This window comes from Exiguobacterium sp. s28, assembly GCF_018618135.1.
Classification (GTDB): domain Bacteria; phylum Bacillota; class Bacilli; order Exiguobacteriales; family Exiguobacteriaceae; genus Exiguobacterium; species Exiguobacterium mexicanum_A.
In genome coordinates this window covers 14855-30380 of the sequence record NZ_JACSLL010000011.1, presented here as the reverse complement: position 1 = coordinate 30380, position 15526 = coordinate 14855, and the positions used below count along the sequence as shown (strand labels likewise).

At 48.5% G+C, this 15526-nt stretch carries 23 protein-coding genes; 10 read left to right on the top strand and 13 right to left on the bottom strand.

Features of this window, described 5'->3' with window-relative positions; all coding sequences use genetic code 11:
* Window positions 1-53 precede the first annotated feature (53 nt).
* The 4 genes from KNP78_RS11515 to KNP78_RS11500 all read left to right on the top strand — a co-directional run bounded on the left by KNP78_RS11515 (window position 54) and on the right by KNP78_RS11500 (window position 3329).
* Window positions 54-902, top strand: coding sequence for an ABC transporter ATP-binding protein (locus KNP78_RS11515; protein WP_214824398.1), 849 nt, complete (start codon window positions 54-56; stop codon window positions 900-902).
* On the top strand, window positions 899-1606 hold the full coding sequence (locus KNP78_RS11510; protein WP_214824394.1) for an ABC transporter permease: 708 nt from the start codon (window positions 899-901) through the stop codon (window positions 1604-1606). The genes KNP78_RS11515 and KNP78_RS11510 overlap by 4 nt, the downstream gene beginning before the upstream one ends.
* Window positions 1603-2685, top strand: a complete 1083-nt coding sequence (locus KNP78_RS11505) for a hypothetical protein (protein WP_214824391.1) — start codon at window positions 1603-1605, stop codon at window positions 2683-2685. Before KNP78_RS11510 ends, KNP78_RS11505 begins: the two co-directional genes overlap by 4 nt.
* Window positions 2686-2954: 269 nt before the next feature.
* A complete protein-coding gene (locus KNP78_RS11500; protein ID WP_214824389.1) occupies window positions 2955-3329 on the top strand; it encodes an HIRAN domain-containing protein in 375 nt (124 codons plus the stop codon).
* A gap of 50 nt (window positions 3330-3379) precedes the next feature.
* Here KNP78_RS11500 and KNP78_RS11495 read toward each other — a convergent pair whose 3' ends face one another.
* The 6 genes from KNP78_RS11495 to groES all read right to left on the bottom strand — a co-directional run bounded on the left by KNP78_RS11495 (window position 3380) and on the right by groES (window position 7812).
* Entirely contained in the window at window positions 3380-4201 is an 822-nt protein-coding gene (locus KNP78_RS11495; protein WP_214824386.1) for a hypothetical protein, read from the bottom strand.
* A 23-nt stretch (window positions 4202-4224) separates the two neighbouring features.
* Window positions 4225-4791, bottom strand: coding sequence for a hypothetical protein (locus tag KNP78_RS11490; RefSeq protein WP_214824382.1), 567 nt, complete (start codon window positions 4789-4791; stop codon window positions 4225-4227).
* 158 nt (window positions 4792-4949) lie between these two features.
* Entirely contained in the window at window positions 4950-5495 is a 546-nt protein-coding gene (locus tag KNP78_RS11485) for a hypothetical protein (protein ID WP_214824379.1), read from the bottom strand.
* Window positions 5496-5568: 73 nt separating this feature from the next.
* Complete coding sequence (locus KNP78_RS11480) at window positions 5569-5787, bottom strand: hypothetical protein (RefSeq protein ID WP_214824376.1); 219 nt, start codon at window positions 5785-5787, stop codon at window positions 5569-5571.
* Window positions 5788-5844: 57 nt separating this feature from the next.
* Complete coding sequence (gene groL / locus KNP78_RS11475) at window positions 5845-7485, bottom strand: chaperonin GroEL (RefSeq protein ID WP_214824375.1); 1641 nt, start codon at window positions 7483-7485, stop codon at window positions 5845-5847.
* 42 nt (window positions 7486-7527) lie between these two features.
* Window positions 7528-7812, bottom strand: a complete 285-nt coding sequence (gene groES / locus KNP78_RS11470) for a co-chaperone GroES (protein WP_021065365.1) — start codon at window positions 7810-7812, stop codon at window positions 7528-7530.
* 213 nt (window positions 7813-8025) lie between these two features.
* Here groES and KNP78_RS11465 point away from each other — a divergent pair, with 213 nt between their 5' ends.
* The 4 genes from KNP78_RS11465 to KNP78_RS11450 all read left to right on the top strand — a co-directional run bounded on the left by KNP78_RS11465 (window position 8026) and on the right by KNP78_RS11450 (window position 9879).
* The gene (locus KNP78_RS11465; RefSeq protein ID WP_251128373.1) at window positions 8026-8721 is read left to right on the top strand and encodes a CPBP family intramembrane glutamic endopeptidase; all 696 of its coding nucleotides are present in this window, start codon (window positions 8026-8028) and stop codon (window positions 8719-8721) included.
* 16 nt (window positions 8722-8737) lie between these two features.
* On the top strand, window positions 8738-8947 hold the full coding sequence (locus KNP78_RS11460; RefSeq protein ID WP_131472784.1) for a YdiK family protein: 210 nt from the start codon (window positions 8738-8740) through the stop codon (window positions 8945-8947).
* 129 nt (window positions 8948-9076) lie between these two features.
* The gene (locus KNP78_RS11455) at window positions 9077-9508 is read left to right on the top strand and encodes a hypothetical protein (protein ID WP_214756781.1); all 432 of its coding nucleotides are present in this window, start codon (window positions 9077-9079) and stop codon (window positions 9506-9508) included.
* A gap of 92 nt (window positions 9509-9600) precedes the next feature.
* The gene (locus KNP78_RS11450) at window positions 9601-9879 is read left to right on the top strand and encodes a hypothetical protein (RefSeq protein ID WP_214824374.1); all 279 of its coding nucleotides are present in this window, start codon (window positions 9601-9603) and stop codon (window positions 9877-9879) included.
* A gap of 33 nt (window positions 9880-9912) precedes the next feature.
* Here KNP78_RS11450 and bsh read toward each other — a convergent pair whose 3' ends face one another.
* From bsh to KNP78_RS11435, 3 genes are all read right to left on the bottom strand, one after another.
* Window positions 9913-10887, bottom strand: coding sequence for a choloylglycine hydrolase (bsh, locus tag KNP78_RS11445; RefSeq protein WP_214824373.1), 975 nt, complete (start codon window positions 10885-10887; stop codon window positions 9913-9915).
* 259 nt (window positions 10888-11146) lie between these two features.
* Window positions 11147-11560, bottom strand: a complete 414-nt coding sequence (locus KNP78_RS11440; RefSeq protein ID WP_214824372.1) for a hypothetical protein — start codon at window positions 11558-11560, stop codon at window positions 11147-11149.
* Window positions 11557-11715: a hypothetical protein gene (locus KNP78_RS11435; protein WP_029596201.1), complete on the bottom strand. Its 159-nt coding sequence runs from the start codon at window positions 11713-11715 to the stop codon at window positions 11557-11559. The genes KNP78_RS11440 and KNP78_RS11435 overlap by 4 nt, the downstream gene beginning before the upstream one ends.
* A 117-nt stretch (window positions 11716-11832) precedes the next feature.
* On the opposite strand from KNP78_RS11435, the gene KNP78_RS11430 reads away from it, so the two are divergent.
* Window positions 11833-12192: a TM2 domain-containing protein gene (locus tag KNP78_RS11430; protein WP_034781421.1), complete on the top strand. Its 360-nt coding sequence runs from the start codon at window positions 11833-11835 to the stop codon at window positions 12190-12192.
* Window positions 12193-12231: 39 nt separating this feature from the next.
* Here KNP78_RS11430 and KNP78_RS11425 read toward each other — a convergent pair whose 3' ends face one another.
* Both KNP78_RS11425 and KNP78_RS11420 read right to left on the bottom strand, forming a co-directional pair.
* Window positions 12232-12816: an NADPH-dependent F420 reductase gene (locus tag KNP78_RS11425; RefSeq protein ID WP_214764640.1), complete on the bottom strand. Its 585-nt coding sequence runs from the start codon at window positions 12814-12816 to the stop codon at window positions 12232-12234.
* 16 nt (window positions 12817-12832) lie between these two features.
* Window positions 12833-13306, bottom strand: coding sequence for a hypothetical protein (locus KNP78_RS11420; RefSeq protein ID WP_214824371.1), 474 nt, complete (start codon window positions 13304-13306; stop codon window positions 12833-12835).
* Between the two features lie 153 nt (window positions 13307-13459).
* Between KNP78_RS11420 and KNP78_RS11415 the strand changes: the two genes are divergently transcribed.
* Complete coding sequence (locus KNP78_RS11415) at window positions 13460-13642, top strand: PspC domain-containing protein (protein ID WP_214824369.1); 183 nt, start codon at window positions 13460-13462, stop codon at window positions 13640-13642.
* 31 nt (window positions 13643-13673) lie between these two features.
* Here KNP78_RS11415 and KNP78_RS11410 read toward each other — a convergent pair whose 3' ends face one another.
* Both KNP78_RS11410 and KNP78_RS11405 read right to left on the bottom strand, forming a co-directional pair.
* On the bottom strand, window positions 13674-15020 hold the full coding sequence (locus KNP78_RS11410) for an FAD-dependent oxidoreductase (RefSeq protein WP_214824366.1): 1347 nt from the start codon (window positions 15018-15020) through the stop codon (window positions 13674-13676).
* Window positions 15021-15212: 192 nt separating this feature from the next.
* Window positions 15213-15506 (bottom strand): YesK family protein, encoded by a 294-nt coding sequence (locus KNP78_RS11405; protein ID WP_214824363.1) that lies wholly within the window; start codon window positions 15504-15506, stop codon window positions 15213-15215.
* Window positions 15507-15526: the final 20 nt, after the last annotated feature.

The following is a 15526-nucleotide window of genomic DNA, read 5'->3' as shown; positions in this document are numbered from 1 at the left end:
TCCTCTCGATATGATAAAAGCAAGCAAGACGACATCGACGAGGAGGAACGAGAATGGACTCAATCATTCAAGTGAACGGATTAAAAAAGCTATTCGGCAATGAAGAGGCGTTACGCGACGTGACGTTTTCTGTCGGCAAGGGAGAAGTGTTCGGCTTTCTTGGACCGAGTGGATCGGGAAAGACGACAACTATCAAAATCTTGACGTCCCAACTCGCTCAGACGTCAGGTGACGCGACCGTGTTCGGCGTGCCGGTCTCGGAGTTGAAACAAGAACAGTATCGGAAGCGGATTGGTGTATTGACCGATAACAGCGGCCTATACACGCGTCTCTCGATTGAAGAGAACTTGCAGCTCTATTGCGACCTGTACGACGAGCCACGCACACGTATCGATGACGTGCTCCAGATGGTGAACTTGGCCGGGGAACGCAAAAAACGCATCTCCGCTTTATCGCGCGGGATGCTGCAACGGGTGACACTGGCCCGCGCATTGTTACATGAACCGGAACTGTTATTTTTAGATGAGCCGACGTCCGCACTCGACCCGGTCAACTCACGCCACATCTATAAAGGCATCGAACGCTTGAAGGCAAAAGGGACGACCATCTTCTTGACGACGCACGATATGAACGAGGCAGAGGAACTGTGCGACCGCGTCGCTTTCTTACATCAAGGGGAAATTCAACTCCTCGACGCCCCGAAACGATTACGCCGGAAATATGCGAATGGCTCCATGCGCGTCGAACTGCATGACGGGGAGATGGTTGAATTGAAGCAAGGAAAAGACGGGGCCGACTGGCTCCATGCTCAGATGCGCGACCAAAATATCGCGGCCATCCATTCGAATGAGCCGACGCTCGGGGATATCTTTATCGAAGTGACGGGGAGGAAACTATCATGACATTTTCAATGAAACGAGCACTCGCCATTTTCCAGAAAGACTATAAAGACTTGTCGCGGAACTTATTTGTCTCCTCGACGTTAATCATGCCGCTGTTCTTCGCCGTCTTCTATTCACAGCTTGGCGGAGAAGGCATCGACGTGACGTACTTCGTCATCAACATCACGTTCAGCCTCGTCGCAACGTTCGTCCAGTGCGCATTGATCGCCGAAGAGAAAGAAAAGAACACGCTCCGCGGGCTGATGTTGTCTCCGGCGAGTACGCTCGACATCTTGCTCGGGAAGAGTGCGCTCACGTTTGTGACGACGCTCGTTTTGATTGCAGCGTGCTCCTTCATCATGGGATACAGTCCTGCGAACCTACTCGTCATCTCACTCGCATTGATCGTCTCGACGTTCTTTTATATCGGGATTGGGACGATTCTCGGATTGATGACGAAGACGGTCATGGAAGCCTCGCTCATCGTCATGCCGGCGTTTTTCTTCTTCTCGTTCTCACCGATGCTGTTGGTGTACGAGGACCGTTTCTCCATCATCGGTTTGCTCGAGTACTTGCCGAACATCGTTTTGATTGACCTGGCGCATCAAATCGAGGCGGGAACTGGCCTTGGTGTTACATGGATAGAACTTTTGATTCTGTCTGCCTGGGCACTTGTCATGTTCGTCGGAAGTATTGTGATGTATAACCGGAAACAGACGGATTGATTGAAACCGGGTGTCGCTTTGACTTTAAAGGCGGCACCCTTTTTTCCATTACTCAATCAAGCGTTTATCATCATTCCATTGCCCGTACATCTCATTGGCTTTCGTTTTCTCAATCAGTTTATTATGATAATGAAGAGTATTACCAAAAAAAGTATGTCTTTTTACATTTGTACACTATGAAGTCGAAGGTGATGATAATAATGAATCTGGTTTTTATTGTAGCAGGAGCAAAAGAAGTAACGAGGGCAGATAAGTTCTTTGATTTTTTTGATAAAATCGACCCGATTACAACTTTTGTTGTAGCCATTATAAATCTCTATTTAGTTTATATTGTTTTTCGATTTACACAAAAAATGAGTCAGTCAAAGCTCTCGTTATCTCCGGAAGTTGACTTAAAAAATGACGTAGAAAAATACAGTAACGCTAAAGTAGAAGCTGCCACTATGTTTGAATATAGAGAAGAAGGATTTCCAATCAAAGACAAATACACTTATGAGAAAATAGAATCACTGTACATTAGAGTGAAAAATCGGGGTGACTTACCTTCGACAAAGATTAATATCGAAATGAAGTTGAACATTTATAAGACAAAGATCACTGGGGCTTCAACTAATGCAGCAGGGAGAGAAATTCTACACCACGAAAGAGAACTACATGAAGTGCGTGATTCTAATATCATGATTGACTATATGGGGGCTGATGAGGAACAGTTGTACGGCATCGTTGGTTTATACGGACAAGTTAGAGAAGTAGAACTAGTTTTGATAGGTATTCGTTCTAATGGACATACATATTTTAAGGGAAACCCATCTGATCCTACGGTGCTTTACCACTACACCTATCCTTATTTAAAAGGTGCTTGGGATAATGAAGATGGCGGAAAATCTGTTTATGGGCATATTGATGCAGTAGTAGAAGATGCAAAAAAAAGAAGAGAATACGCTTCAAAATTCCAAAAAGAGAATGCGTATTATGCGGCTATGGAAAGAGAACGGGCGGAAGCCCAGGCAGAATTTGAACAAGAAGAAGAGGAACGTCGTCAACGAGAAGAAGCGCGGTTCCGTGGTGAGGTTGAGTGATACCTCAATTCAACAAAGAACAGGTGGTCTAAAATGTTTAAATCACTGTTGAAAATATTCAAATAGGACGAGGCAATCGAAACAGTTGCGGCACTAGTAGAACCGGCATCTGTTGTTGTGAAGGCGTAATCTAAGCCGAAACACCCTAAGCTCCCCGTATTGGAATCAATCACATTCAACGTCGCCGGTGTAACTCATAAGAACGAGGGCAACAAGGATATTTAAGCATTGATTCGTAAGAACGCTAAAAAAATCTTTCAGACCATGATTTGAAGCTATACGGTGGCTATACGAAGAGTGGAATTCTCGATGAAGATGCGGAAGGATTTGAGTTTGAGGACGTAATGTTGTACAAGGAACATATTCGATTCGATGAAGAACCTACGAACCAATACGACCCCAACGCAATCAAAGTGTACTTAACCCTTATTGAAGATGAAGAACATCACTTCGGTTACGTACCAAAAAACATGACGACACAAGTTAAGAAAACACTTGCTACGAAGTATGTACGTAGAATGTCGGTTAAAGTGGTTGGTGGCAAGGTAAAACAGGTTGTCGGATTCGATGAAGTGCGAGGTAAGGACGGATTAAGCTTAGGTATCGAAATCAGTATTTACTACATACCCGACGTACTGGAATAGAACTGAATACATACAACAATCCCCCTAACACACTCGTTAGGGGGATATTCTTATTCGACTATTTCACCTTCGTACAGTTTCCAGTTGAATTGTGAGTCTACGTCACCTCGTGATCCGACAACACCCTTCACTTTCACTTCGTCGCCGTTCTTGATTCCTGCTTTGCTGCTTTCGTCCTTTAACTCTACAACGATTGTGTACGGCAGCAACTCTTTATTATCAGTGCTAAGAGTTGACCAATCTTGACCGTTGTAATCGTCTGATGATACTAAGACAATGCTATCGCCCATCGCTTCTGTATCGGCTACCGTACCCGTCCACGTCACTTCTTTGTCCTTAACGTAAGTGTCGTATACCATAGACCGTTCATCCGTTGGGACACCATAGAAAGCAGTCGTGTACGCATTGAAGTCGGCGTTCATAGAATCTGCAAACGGATGGTTCTCTACTGCCGCTGCTTGTTCTGCACTTAGAGGTGCTTTAGCTTCAAGCACCTGTACGAACTGTTCCGATTTATCTTGATTCGCTTTAAGCAATACGAAAACATTGTCTACCACTTTTGATGTATCAGAATCCGGTTTCTCGTATTTCTTAGCTTGTTCTACCGTTTCGTACTGCATGATATCGGCTTCCGGCGTTCTGATAGCTTTCACAAGGCCTTCTGAACCCTCATACTTGCTTGTCACATCTTCCGCTTCGCCAGTAACTAGACCCGATTCTTTCAACCATGAATATGCGTCATCGGCAGTCATGCCTGTTTCTTCTTTCGCTACCTCTTCTGTCCCTGTTTCCTCTACTGCTTCTTCGCTACCGCAAGCTGCCACAAGACCGATCGCCATAACAGAAGCCGCTAAAAATGCATATTTCTTCATCTCATTTTCCCCCTACTTGTTTATTACTTAGCAAATAATGCTTTGTCTGCTGCTACCCCATCATGCAAGGTGCCGGACACCGTACCGTTATCCGTATCAACAATGATTGTTTCCCACTGTTCTTCTAGGTTCAATTCTTCCGTGTTGAATACACCGTAAGTTAACATAGGCATACCGCTTAGTACGTGGAAGGCAGTACCATCTTGCAAGTCGATAACAAGATAGTTGGCATCTTCGTAGTTGCTTGCTTCGTTCTCAAAGAAAGATAGTAGGTTCTCTTCTGTAATCGCATCTTTTGAAGACGCTACATAAGCGTACTCGCCTACCTGTTCTGTTCCAGTACCGTTCATAAGTGGGCGTAATTCCACTTCTCCGAGTACATTTTCTGATTCGGCAGCTACTTCTTCTACCTCTTCTTCGACTGCTTCCTCAACTACCGCTTCTTCTTCCACCACCTCGGTTGTTTCCTCTTCGGCTACAACCTCTTGTGTTGCTGCTTCTTCTGTTGATGGTTCTTCGTCCCCACCGGTCGCTAACGCAACCACAACTAAAGCTGCTGCACCGATGACAAGCATCGTTCTTTTCTTCATTTCATACCCTCCTAAATTTTCTCTATTAGTAGACTAACACCAAATAAGGATTCATTTAACTTTTTATTAATGATTATTTAGAATTTATTGTTTATTATGATTGAGATTTATGTAACGTGCTTTATAAAACTGCGTGAAAAAGACGGGTTGCCCCGTCTTTATAGTTTGATTCGATATGATATTTTTTTAGGATCCTTAAGATATGCTTCTGATTCAAATTCTAAGATGTACTCCTCTTCTTCTCCACTAACCGAGAAATTCACGACACCTTCTGCGGTTTTTCCATCTTCTGCCCAAGTATAATCACCCTCATTGTTTCTATATAGAGGACGTTCACTCCCATCCATTGTGTACAAACGGAATTGGAAAGGTGAGACAGTCAATTTTTCAAACTCTTTGATACCTACTTTGTTGTTAACCATGTAGCCTATTTCGAGTTTTGGACCTCCCGGATTTTCAAATGTCCGCTCCACCCCGATTTCGAAAGTCCGATGAAGAGACGTGAGTCCGAAAATCACACCTTGATTAACTACAACGTCCTCTGAACTATATACTCGCTTCGGATCTTCGTCTTCTACGTAATAAACACCTTCCGGAATCTCTGCCTGTGTTTCCGACTCCATAAATAGACCTATGTAAACAAATGAAACAATTGAAATGATTCCTAATATGGCTAGACCGTAAAGTAAGATTTTTTTGAACATAGTTTTCCCCTTTCGCGTTTCCAAAAATAGTAAGTATGTTAATATAATAACCTAGTGAATTTTAATATCAACCCTATTTGGCAAAAAAAGAGAGGTTATTATTTTTGTCCATATTAAGGACAAGCTTTTCCGTTTTTTGAAAATCCAAGCGAAAGAACCTCTTTTGCTTTTTATCTGTAATTGCAATTGGTGCAAAGTGGTGCCACAATATCACTCCTCCATTCGTCAGCTCGTCGGCGTTTACTTTAAGAACATTATTCAGGTCAAAAAAAATCACCCGCAAATTTGGCATACAGAAAAACCACCCACCAGCTTTCGCTGATGAATGGTCTCTATTAAAGCGTATGACTTACATCATACCGCCCATTCCACCCATGCCACCCATGTCAGGCATACCGCCGCCAGCGCCTGCTAGTTCTGGCTTGTCTGCGATGACCGCTTCTGTTGTGAGGAACATGGCTGATACTGATGCTGCGTTTTGAAGCGCTGAGCGCGTCACTTTCGCCGGGTCGACGATACCGTGAGCAATCATGTCGACGTACTCGCCAGTCGCGGCGTTGTAGCCGATGCCGACCGACTCGTTTTTGAGCTTCTCGACAATGACCGAACCTTCTTCACCCGCGTTTTCCGCGATTTGACGGACCGGTGCTTCGAGGGCACGAAGGACGAGTTTCACACCTGTCGCTTCATCCGCTGTCACTTCTGCAAGCAACGCACGAACGGCTGGGATGACATTGATGAACGCCGTACCACCACCTGCGACGATGCCTTCTTCGACCGCCGCGCGTGTCGCGTTGAGCGCGTCTTCGATGCGGAGCTTACGTTCTTTAAGCTCTGTCTCTGTTGCTGCGCCAACTTTAACGACGGCTACGCCACCTGCAAGTTTCGCGAGACGCTCTTGGAGTTTCTCACGATCGAAGTCAGATGATGTCTCTTCGATTTGGTTGCGAATCGTTTGAACGCGTGCTTTAATCGTTGCTTCGTCTCCAGCACCTTCGACGATTGTTGTCGTGTCTTTTGTGACGACGACTTTCGATGCGCGTCCGAGCTGTTGAAGCGTTGCCGACTTGAGCTCGAGGCCGAGGTCTTCAGTGATAACTTGACCGCCTGTGAGCGTCGCGAGGTCTTCGAGCATCGCTTTACGACGATCGCCGAATCCTGGTGCCTTGACTGCGACCGCGTTGAACGTACCACGGAGCTTGTTCAAGACGAGTGTCGCGAGTGCATCGCCTTCGATGTCTTCCGCAACGATGAGGATTGGTTTCCCTTGTTGTACGACTTGCTCGAGCACTGGGATGATCTCTTGGATGTTCGAGATTTTCTTATCTGTGATCAAAATGAACGGGTTGTCGAGCACCGCTTCCATCTTGTCTGAGTCTGAGATCATGTATGGTGACAAGTAACCACGGTCGAACTGCATCCCTTCGACGACGTCGAGTTCTGTCGTGAAGCCGCGTGACTCTTCAATCGTGATGACGCCGTCGTTGCCGACGCGTTCCATCGCTTCAGCAATCAACTCGCCGACTTCTTCGTCCGCTGCCGAGATGGCTGCGACTTGCGCGATCGCTTCTTTCGACTCGATTGGTTTCGAGATGTGCTTGAGCTCTTCGAGTGAACGACGAACCGCTTTGTCGATCCCTTTACGGAGAATCATCGGGTTCGCGCCTGCTGTCACGTTCTTCAAACCTTCACGAATCATCGCTTGAGCGAGGACTGTCGCTGTCGTTGTACCGTCCCCTGCGACTTCGTTCGTCTTCGAGGCGACTTCGGCAACGAGCTTCGCGCCCATGTTTTCGAAGTGGTCTTCGAGTTCGATTTCTTTCGCGATGGTCACGCCATCATTCGTGATGAGCGGTGAGCCGAACTTCTTCTCGAGGACGACGTTGCGTCCTTTCGGTCCGATTGTGACTTTTACCGCGTCAGCGAGTGCGTCGACACCGCGAAGCATCGCGTGACGTGCGTCTTCTGAGAATTTGATTTCTTTTGCCATTGTTCATTTCCCCCTAAAAAAGTTTTTGAAGAATGGTGAGTCTTAGCCTACGATTGCGAGAATGTCGCTCTCTCGAACGATTAAGTATTCTTTGCCTTCATGCTTCACTTCGGTACCCGCGTACTTCGAGTAGATGACCAAATCATTTTCTTTGACGTCGAGCGCGATTCGCTCACCTTGGTCCGTGACGCGGCCTGTACCGACTGCAAGGACGCGTCCTTGTTGCGGCTTTTCTTTCGCCGTGTCAGGAAGCACGATGCCTCCGATCGTCTTTTCTTCTTTCTCCACGACTTCGATGATGACGCGATCGCCTAGTGGTTTTAACATAGAAAAAACCTCCTCCGAATATGAATGATGTATCGTTGAATCGTAAGTTTTAGCACTCATCAAAAAGGAGTGCTAACATTGATTAGTGTAGTATGAGACGCCTGAAAATGCAAGCGGGAACATCGAAAAAATGCTCCCACTCGCGGTCAAGAGACCTTATTTGATACAATGGTCAAAAGGAACGTTGACTCTTAGGAATAAGGACGTGTTGAATTGGCTACACTAAACTCAAACCAATCGATAAATACCCGTTTTTCGATGGCGCCTAACATTCGGATTCGGCATATCATCCCGATTCTGCTATACGCGTTTGTTCAATTCTTTCCGGTATTGATTAGCGGTGTGCGTCCGGAATGGATCACGCCGACGTCGACCGGGCTCTGGTTCGCCATCGGGTTCAGCTTGACGATTATCATCTCGGTCTTCTTGCTTTGGCCCGACTTGAAGCTGTATAAACAGCAAGGGATCCAGTCGAACTTGAACGACACGGTCAAATGGATCGGGCTTGGGATCCTCATGCAGTACGGGCTCGTCATCGTCGCCAACTTGATTGAGACGTGGATTTCAGGTGACGTCATGGGCTCCCAGAACACCGAGCAAATCGCGGATATCGTCCGTCTCGTCCCGGTCATGACGCTCTCGGTCGTCTTGCTCGGACCGATTATGGAAGAGATTCTGTTCCGTCATATCTTGTTCGGCAACTTGAGCGCCCGCTTCGGGTTCTGGATCGCGTTCGCGGTCAGCTCGCTCTTGTTCGCGCTCATCCACGGTGACAACAAGATTCTCGTTTACGTGGCGATGAGCTTCGCCTTCACGGTCGCTTATGCCAAGACGCGTCGCTTGATCGTGCCGATTGCGATTCACGCGTTCAACAACGCGCTCGTCATGGTCGTATTATTCTTAATGTAGAAATGAGGTGGCATTGATGCCGCGACACTTAAAAGTTATGTTTTTGTTCAGTCTCTCGTTCGGGATTCTGTTCACCGTCCTCGCCTACTACTCGGTGCAGGAGTACGGCTTCAGCTTCTGGACGTACTTCATCATCGCCGTAGCCGCGTATGACTTCTTCAAGGTGTATCAAATTTTGACGCTCGCTCGAAAAGCGAAAAAAGAAAATAACGATAAATCGGCCTAAAGAAAAGACCAAGCGCGCAGCTTGGTCTTTTCTTATGGATCACTTTCTCCCAAACAAAGGATTCAAGATTGTAAAATAAAGGTATTAATCATTTAGTGAAGTATAAAAATGGTAAAGGGAGCTGGTTGTATGTTTAAGAAGATGATGAATAACGTAGCTGTCACAGTCCCACTCGAGGCGTCCAAACTTCAATCGTTCATAAGTCCAAAAATCCCCGAGCTGTCGGATGTGACCGTCGAGATCACAAACGGACAATTGATTTTAGCAGGGTCAAAGAAAGTCGGGGTCGCTTTCTTCTCGAAAGATGTTCGGATGAAACTGACATTGGTGCCAAAAGAGATTCACGGGCGGAAAATTGTGTTCACTGTCGTAAAGGTCGAGCCGACGGATAAAGAAATCTTCAACGACAAGTTTTTAAACCACTCGCCTTATATCACTTACGATGCTCGAACACTGACGCTCGACTTGAGTGCAATCGGCCCGCTCCAAAAAGTGAAAGTCGGCAACATCAAGTCACTTGCGTTAGAAGAAGGACGTGTCGTTTTAGTCATCGGCGCATGAACATCCGCTCTGACTCATCCTGGCTCTTTTTTGAAAAAGAAATCAATCTGCGTTATATTTGATAGGTTAACTATCAAATAAGGAGAGGTATGATGAAGAAAGCAATTCTCGCGATAGTCGCTTCCCTGTTTCTCGTCGCCTGCTCAAACGAAGACGACTTGTCTACATACGAAGAGTATGGCGTGCTCGAGGAGACGATTGAGATCGCACAGTATGAACCGAAAGTCGAGACGGATAACGACGGCAACCGCGTCATCTTGTTCTATGCAGGTGAACGTGTCGCCTATAAGAGCGTCTACGTGAAAGACGAGCGTCATTTGAAAGTCATCAGCACGGACGATGAGGCCCCTCTCTATAACGACACACTGTAACACACAGCCCCCTTCGCGCGAAGAGGGCTGTTCTCAATTCTCATAATGAATCTGTTGCTCATATTGTAGCCGATACGTGATCAATCGCTCGCTGTCTAACGGTTCATGGAACAGCGACACGGCCGTGATCTGGTTGTTGTCATACGTCCGGTAATAATAGATACCGTCGTCGACGTTACAGCATGAGGAATAGATCGTGTACTCGAACGTCCCGTCCGCCGCCTCGTTCAAGCCCCGCGTTTGCATCACCGTATCCAACAGTTTGAAAAATTGACCGACCGCGGACGCCTCGGTCGGTTCGCAGACCGAGTTAAATGTAGCGAATGTTGCCCGGACGAATCGTGATGTCGATGATAAATCACCCGGCAAGCCCTGCCCGCCTAATCCGAGACAATAGGCATCGAGGTTCAATGTCGGCGCGAACGTATTGGCCGGCAGTTTCGTCGAGACGTGCCGATAATCATTCAGATTGAACAGCTGATACTCGAACGACGGATTGTTCGTCAAGACGCCGACTGGATTGTCGTACATGCGCAACCCGTCCGTCATCGGCTCGACAACAATCGAAGTATCCTTGTCGGCGATCATCCAGTGTAGCGGGTGAAGCGGGAGCGCGTCGCTGAAATTGAGATTGATCAGATGAATTGTCTCCAGTCGCTCTTTCACTTCCTCGATTGTCGCGCACTGGCCGAGGATCCACGGGATGAACTCGAACGGGGAGACGTTGTCTCGTCCGTCGACTTCCGGCTTGAACACGGCATTCCCCGGGAAGTTCAGCCCTGCCATGCTCAGTCCCTTCTCATTCGTCGCCTCGTAATAGAGCGGATAGTCTTCCACGACGGTCGCCATTCCAATCATTGCGTAATGGTTCGTATTCTCGCCCATCCGTCTGAAGTTAAACGGATAGTGTCGGGGCGTGATCGTCACTTGCTCGTGATAGGACACGTTCAAGTCTAAGTTTCTGCCGAAGTAGTGGGCGTGCGGAGCGTACGTGATTGCTGTACACATAATAAGACTCCTTCCAATCCAATGCAGACAATAACAGCACTCTTTGTCCTATTCACGTTATCGAGGAACTTCAACCAAAGACCGGTCAGGCTTTCACCTGACCGGTCTCGAAGTCTTGACACTCATTCATCATGTACATTCCTTTCAACGCGTGGATGAAATCGATGCCATAGTAGCATCGTTATCGTTAGCTAGTCTGCATCAAATAAGCTCAAGAATACAAACAAAAATATCGCGTCGGCCAGGTCTTCCCGCTATGTTATGCGTGACGTTCGGTAGAAGGTTCGAGGTCTTGAAAAAACCAGAGACCAAAGCCCTTTAACCCGAAGATGAGTGCCAACCCGTAATGCATGAGAGCACGCAAGGAATGGTCGAGTGTCTCGACACGGAACGAGATGAAGAAGCCGATCATCAAGAGGACAATCACGACGCGAAGCGTGAACGTACTTGCCTGTTCCCCGATGGCCTTCCCTCTCGCGTTACCTTGTGCATACGCCACGTCACGGCGCCAGTAATAGAGGACGAACGCGAACGACATCAAAGTACTTTGAGGCACGTCCCCGAGCAGCAGCTCCAATACGACAAACCCGAGCATAACGCCCGTCCCTAGTTTTAATACATCTTGATTCGAGAACTTCCCCCGAATACGTAGCATCGTTGGTGATTTTTTCATAACACAATAAACCCAACCGTCAACACACCATATAAGAAACCTAGTACGATCACACTGATGGCGATCGACTTATATTGCGGATATTTATGTAACACGACCGCTCCCGCGATGACGTGAATAAACGCGACGATGAACGTCACAATCGCAAAACCCATTGGTTCATTCCTCACTTCCAAAAAAATAAATAGAAAATCATGGGAATTCATCCGTTTCCCGGTACAATAAAGTCTGCATTCATTATATCAATTCTCGGAAAGAAGGCACATCCTATCATGAATTATTCACGTACCGATTTATCGACGGAGGAAATGCTCCTCGTCAACAGCGAAGTCGAGAAAAAGAAACGCAATCTCGTCGTCGCGTACTTGCTTTGGTTTTTCCTCGGCGGATTTGGTGCTCACCGCTTCTATTTCAAGAAAACCGGTAGCGCCCTTGCAATGCTTGCTCTCACGGTCGGTTCAATCGTCCTTACGGTTGTATTGATTGGTTTTATCGGGCTGTTCGTCGCCGGCATTTGGGCGCTCGTCGACGCGTTCCTCATGCCAGGCTGGCAACAACGCGAAGTCGAAGCCATCGAACGCGAGACAATCGAGTCGTTGAAGACTCGCTCTGAGCGTCAAGCTGCCTTTTAACGACCAGACGGTCACGCCAACGCGTGACCGTCTTTTCTGTTAGAAGCTATTCTCTTTCAAGTAGAACGCGAAGTTCCGATGCTTCCGTTCTTTCGTCGCGTAATGAATCCATAGCCACGCGAGCGACTCGAGCTCTCGCGCCAGCTTCAAGTGACGGAGCGTATGGGCGTCGAAGCCGATTTTCGAGGCAAGGTCTTGAACGGCCCGGACCGATTCTTGCTCGTCTCCGGCGATGAACATCATCGACATGTTCGGATTCTCCAAGTTCTCGACGCCGGTCTGGTTGAACGCCTTGACGATGCGGACGTGCGGTGCGAGTTCCTGCAGATGCTCGGCCCCTGATTTCCCTTCCGGCCGCTCGATGGAATCGAACTCTTTGGCAATCGGATTCGTCACATCGATGACAATTTTGTCGTCCAAGTCCCGGAGAGATTGAATCAAATCGACGGCCGCCGCGAACGGTGTCGTCAATAACAAGATTTGCGCATTCGACGCTACTTCCTGGAGCGACATCGTCCCTTCCCGTTCTGACCGTGTCCCGTACAACACGTCATAGCCGACGTCCTCGAACTTGCGTCCGAGCGTCCGTCCGACTTTCCCGGCCCCTAAAATACCAATCTTCATGTAGTCCGACTCCCCTTCACAGTTCTTCGTCTGTCCGTGTCACCGTGCCGCCAAGTTCAGCCGCCAGTCCATCGAGCACCGAGTGATCGAACTCTTCCCCGATTGCCATCACCCCGGTCTGTCCGGGCTCGATATTCCCGACCGTCCGCTTGAACGTCTCTTGAATACTCTGGACGTGTTTCAAATCTTTCGTTCCTCCGATGAGTCCTCCCGTGAGCGTGCCGAACAGAATCCCGAACGGTCCGCCGAGAATCCCGACGGCCATCCCGATCAAGGCACCTTTCGTCGACTTGTTCGTCGGCGTCAGTTGAACGGCATCCTCGAACGAGAAGGCCCCGTTATCTTCACGCTTGATGACGACGAGTTGTTCGAACCCGACGATTCCTTCGGCGTGGTATTTTTTCAACTTGCTGAACGCTTGATACGAGATGGACTCCTCTGGAAACGTGAACGTGACGATATGGTACGGTTGTTTTTCCTTCTTGGCCATATTGGCTCCTCCTTTGACAGGACCAGGTGACACATCAGCTTTCTCTTACCCCTTCCCCGGCTTCAGACGAAAAAAAACCTGTGGAACCTATACATTTCCAGTAGGTTTATATGGTAAAATTTTCATATCACAACTGAGATAGGAGCCACACTTATGTCCCGTCCGCTTCGCAAATCTGCCACGAACCGCTCACTCTTCGGTGTCTGCGGCGGCATCGCTGAATACTTTGACCTGTCCCCGCTCGGCGTTCGTCTGCTCTTTTTAATCGTGCCGGGGAACTTTCTCATCTATATGATCCTCGCCAACTCGATGAAGGACGCTCCACGCTATCTATAAAAAACTCGGAAGCCGCGGCTCCCGAGTTTTTTTATGCGTTGACTTTATCTTTCATCGCCGCGAGCGCCCCGCTGTTGATGAAGTGCCATGGCTTGTTGTAGTGCGGTTGGAAGAAGAAGTCGACATAGGCGAGCTCTTCGACCGTCATCTCGTTTTGGATGGCGAGCGACAACGTGTTGACCGCTTGCGTCATGTCCGCTTTCGAGAGGACTTGTCCTCCGACGACGCGGTGTGTGCCGACTTCATAGACGAGTTTGAACTGGACCGGTTCAGCCGTCGGCATGAACTCCGGACGGTACGCATCTTCAATCACGACGCTCTCGACGTCGAGGCCGAACAGGCCGGCCGCTTCTTCTGTGAGACCTGACGAAGCGATGTTCCAATCGTAGAGACGGAGACCTGACGTCCCTTGCGTCCCTTGATAACGGACCCGCGGTGCAATCAAGTTCTCTGCGACGAGCGTTCCCATGCGGACGGCGTTCGTCGCGAGCGGGATGTAGGCATGTGTGCGCGCCGGGTTGTAATAGACGGCACAGCTGTCACCAGCCGCGAAGACGTCCGGGTTGCTCGTGCGCATATATTCGTCGACGATGATGGCGCCGTTGCCGAGCATGTCGACTTGGCCTTGAAGGAGTCCCGTGTTCGGGCGGAAGCCGACACAGAGGATGACGAGGTCAGCCTCGAACTCACCTTTATCGGTCACGACGTGCGTGACGTTTCCATCTCTCCCGCGGAACGCTTCGACCGTCTGGCCGAGCTCGAGGTCGATGCCGCGTGACGTCATGTCCGCTTCAAGTTGATCCGTGAACGACTTGTCGAGGTACTTGTTCAAGATGCGGTCGGCGCTATCGATGAACGTGACGTGTTTGCCGTACACTTCGAACGCTTCGACGAGCTCGACACCGATATAGCCGGCACCGATGACGGCGATGTTCGTCGCATCTTTCGCCCGCTCGATGATGCGTTGGGCGTGGCCATAGTTTTTGCAGAGCTCAATCCCAGTCATCTCGATGCCAGGGAGCGTCGGGACGATCGGCCATGAACCAGTTGTGACGATCAAACGGTCGAACGTGTCATAGACGTCTTCTCCCGTGTCGAGGTCTTTCGCATGGACCGTCTTCGCTTCCGTGTCGATGTTCAACACGTCGTGCTTCATGCGCATCGTCGCGCCGAGTTCTTCGAGTTCGGTCGGTGACGCGTAGAAGAGCTCTTCCGCACGTTTGATGACACCGCCGACGTGGAGGGCGATCCCACATGAGAGGAAGCTGACGTTGTCGTTGCGTTCATACACCGTGATGTCGAGATTGTCGTGCTTGGCGAGTAATCCTTTGACTGCTGCTGTTCCTGCGTGTGTACATCCGATGACTGCGATTTTCATATGGTTGTCTCTCCTTTGAGTGTTAGGCAAGTTAGTGTTTGTGATAAATATCACATTTACTTTCTGAACTTAGTGTACTATTTCACAAGAAGGTTTGACAATCCCTTTGCTCACTTTTTCACGTAATTATGTCTAAAGTTTGAACTCCATGTGTGACAACAAAAAAACCGTCCCGCAACCGGAACGGTTCACTTATGAGTTTGTGGTGCGTCGCCCTTTGACCCAGTGATAGATAACGACGCCGATATAAGTGAGGAGACCGATCACATACAGACTAATGCCGATCAAAATCCAGCCCAGCGCGTCCCAACCGCGGACGAAGACGAGTCCGATGATACACGATACGTATCCCACGAGAAGCAACGTTAACGAGAAGACGAGTCTCCGCTTGAATCGCGATTTCAAAAAGTTTAGCACGGCAATCAACAAAATTGTCGTCAACACGCCGATGATGATGAGTTCATCCCCATAGTACTCCCAAGCCATCGCTTCTCCCCCTGACCTAT

Excerpts from the sequence above, each read along its gene's own strand:
- KNP78_RS11510 (WP_214824394.1), top strand. The coding sequence starts at position 899 with ATGACATTTTCAATGAAACGAGCACTCGCCATTTTCCAGAAAGACTAT.
- KNP78_RS11405 (WP_214824363.1), bottom strand. The coding sequence starts at position 15,506 with ATGGCTTGGGAGTACTATGGGGATGAACTCATCATCATCGGCGTGTTG.
- KNP78_RS11485 (WP_214824379.1), bottom strand. The coding sequence starts at position 5,495 with ATGTTCAAAAAAATCTTACTTTACGGTCTAGCCATATTAGGAATCATT.
- KNP78_RS11455 (WP_214756781.1), top strand. The coding sequence starts at position 9,077 with ATGTTTAAGAAGATGATGAATAACGTAGCTGTCACAGTCCCACTCGAG.
- KNP78_RS11425 (WP_214764640.1), bottom strand. The coding sequence starts at position 12,816 with ATGAAGATTGGTATTTTAGGGGCCGGGAAAGTCGGACGGACGCTCGGA.
- groL (WP_214824375.1), bottom strand. The coding sequence starts at position 7,485 with ATGGCAAAAGAAATCAAATTCTCAGAAGACGCACGTCACGCGATGCTT.
- KNP78_RS11515 (WP_214824398.1), top strand. The coding sequence starts at position 54 with ATGGACTCAATCATTCAAGTGAACGGATTAAAAAAGCTATTCGGCAAT.
- groES (WP_021065365.1), bottom strand. The coding sequence starts at position 7,812 with ATGTTAAAACCACTAGGCGATCGCGTCATCATCGAAGTCGTGGAGAAA.
- KNP78_RS11415 (WP_214824369.1), top strand. The coding sequence starts at position 13,460 with ATGTCCCGTCCGCTTCGCAAATCTGCCACGAACCGCTCACTCTTCGGT.
- KNP78_RS11450 (WP_214824374.1), top strand. The coding sequence starts at position 9,601 with ATGAAGAAAGCAATTCTCGCGATAGTCGCTTCCCTGTTTCTCGTCGCC.
- KNP78_RS11490 (WP_214824382.1), bottom strand. The coding sequence starts at position 4,791 with ATGAAGAAAAGAACGATGCTTGTCATCGGTGCAGCAGCTTTAGTTGTG.
- KNP78_RS11495 (WP_214824386.1), bottom strand. The coding sequence starts at position 4,201 with ATGAAGAAATATGCATTTTTAGCGGCTTCTGTTATGGCGATCGGTCTT.
- KNP78_RS11460 (WP_131472784.1), top strand. The coding sequence starts at position 8,738 with ATGCCGCGACACTTAAAAGTTATGTTTTTGTTCAGTCTCTCGTTCGGG.
- KNP78_RS11440 (WP_214824372.1), bottom strand. The coding sequence starts at position 11,560 with ATGAAAAAATCACCAACGATGCTACGTATTCGGGGGAAGTTCTCGAAT.
- KNP78_RS11420 (WP_214824371.1), bottom strand. The coding sequence starts at position 13,306 with ATGGCCAAGAAGGAAAAACAACCGTACCATATCGTCACGTTCACGTTT.
- KNP78_RS11410 (WP_214824366.1), bottom strand. The coding sequence starts at position 15,020 with ATGAAAATCGCAGTCATCGGATGTACACACGCAGGAACAGCAGCAGTC.
- KNP78_RS11480 (WP_214824376.1), bottom strand. The coding sequence starts at position 5,787 with ATGCCAAATTTGCGGGTGATTTTTTTTGACCTGAATAATGTTCTTAAA.
- KNP78_RS11435 (WP_029596201.1), bottom strand. The coding sequence starts at position 11,715 with ATGGGTTTTGCGATTGTGACGTTCATCGTCGCGTTTATTCACGTCATC.
- bsh (WP_214824373.1), bottom strand. The coding sequence starts at position 10,887 with ATGTGTACAGCAATCACGTACGCTCCGCACGCCCACTACTTCGGCAGA.
- KNP78_RS11430 (WP_034781421.1), top strand. The coding sequence starts at position 11,833 with ATGAATTATTCACGTACCGATTTATCGACGGAGGAAATGCTCCTCGTC.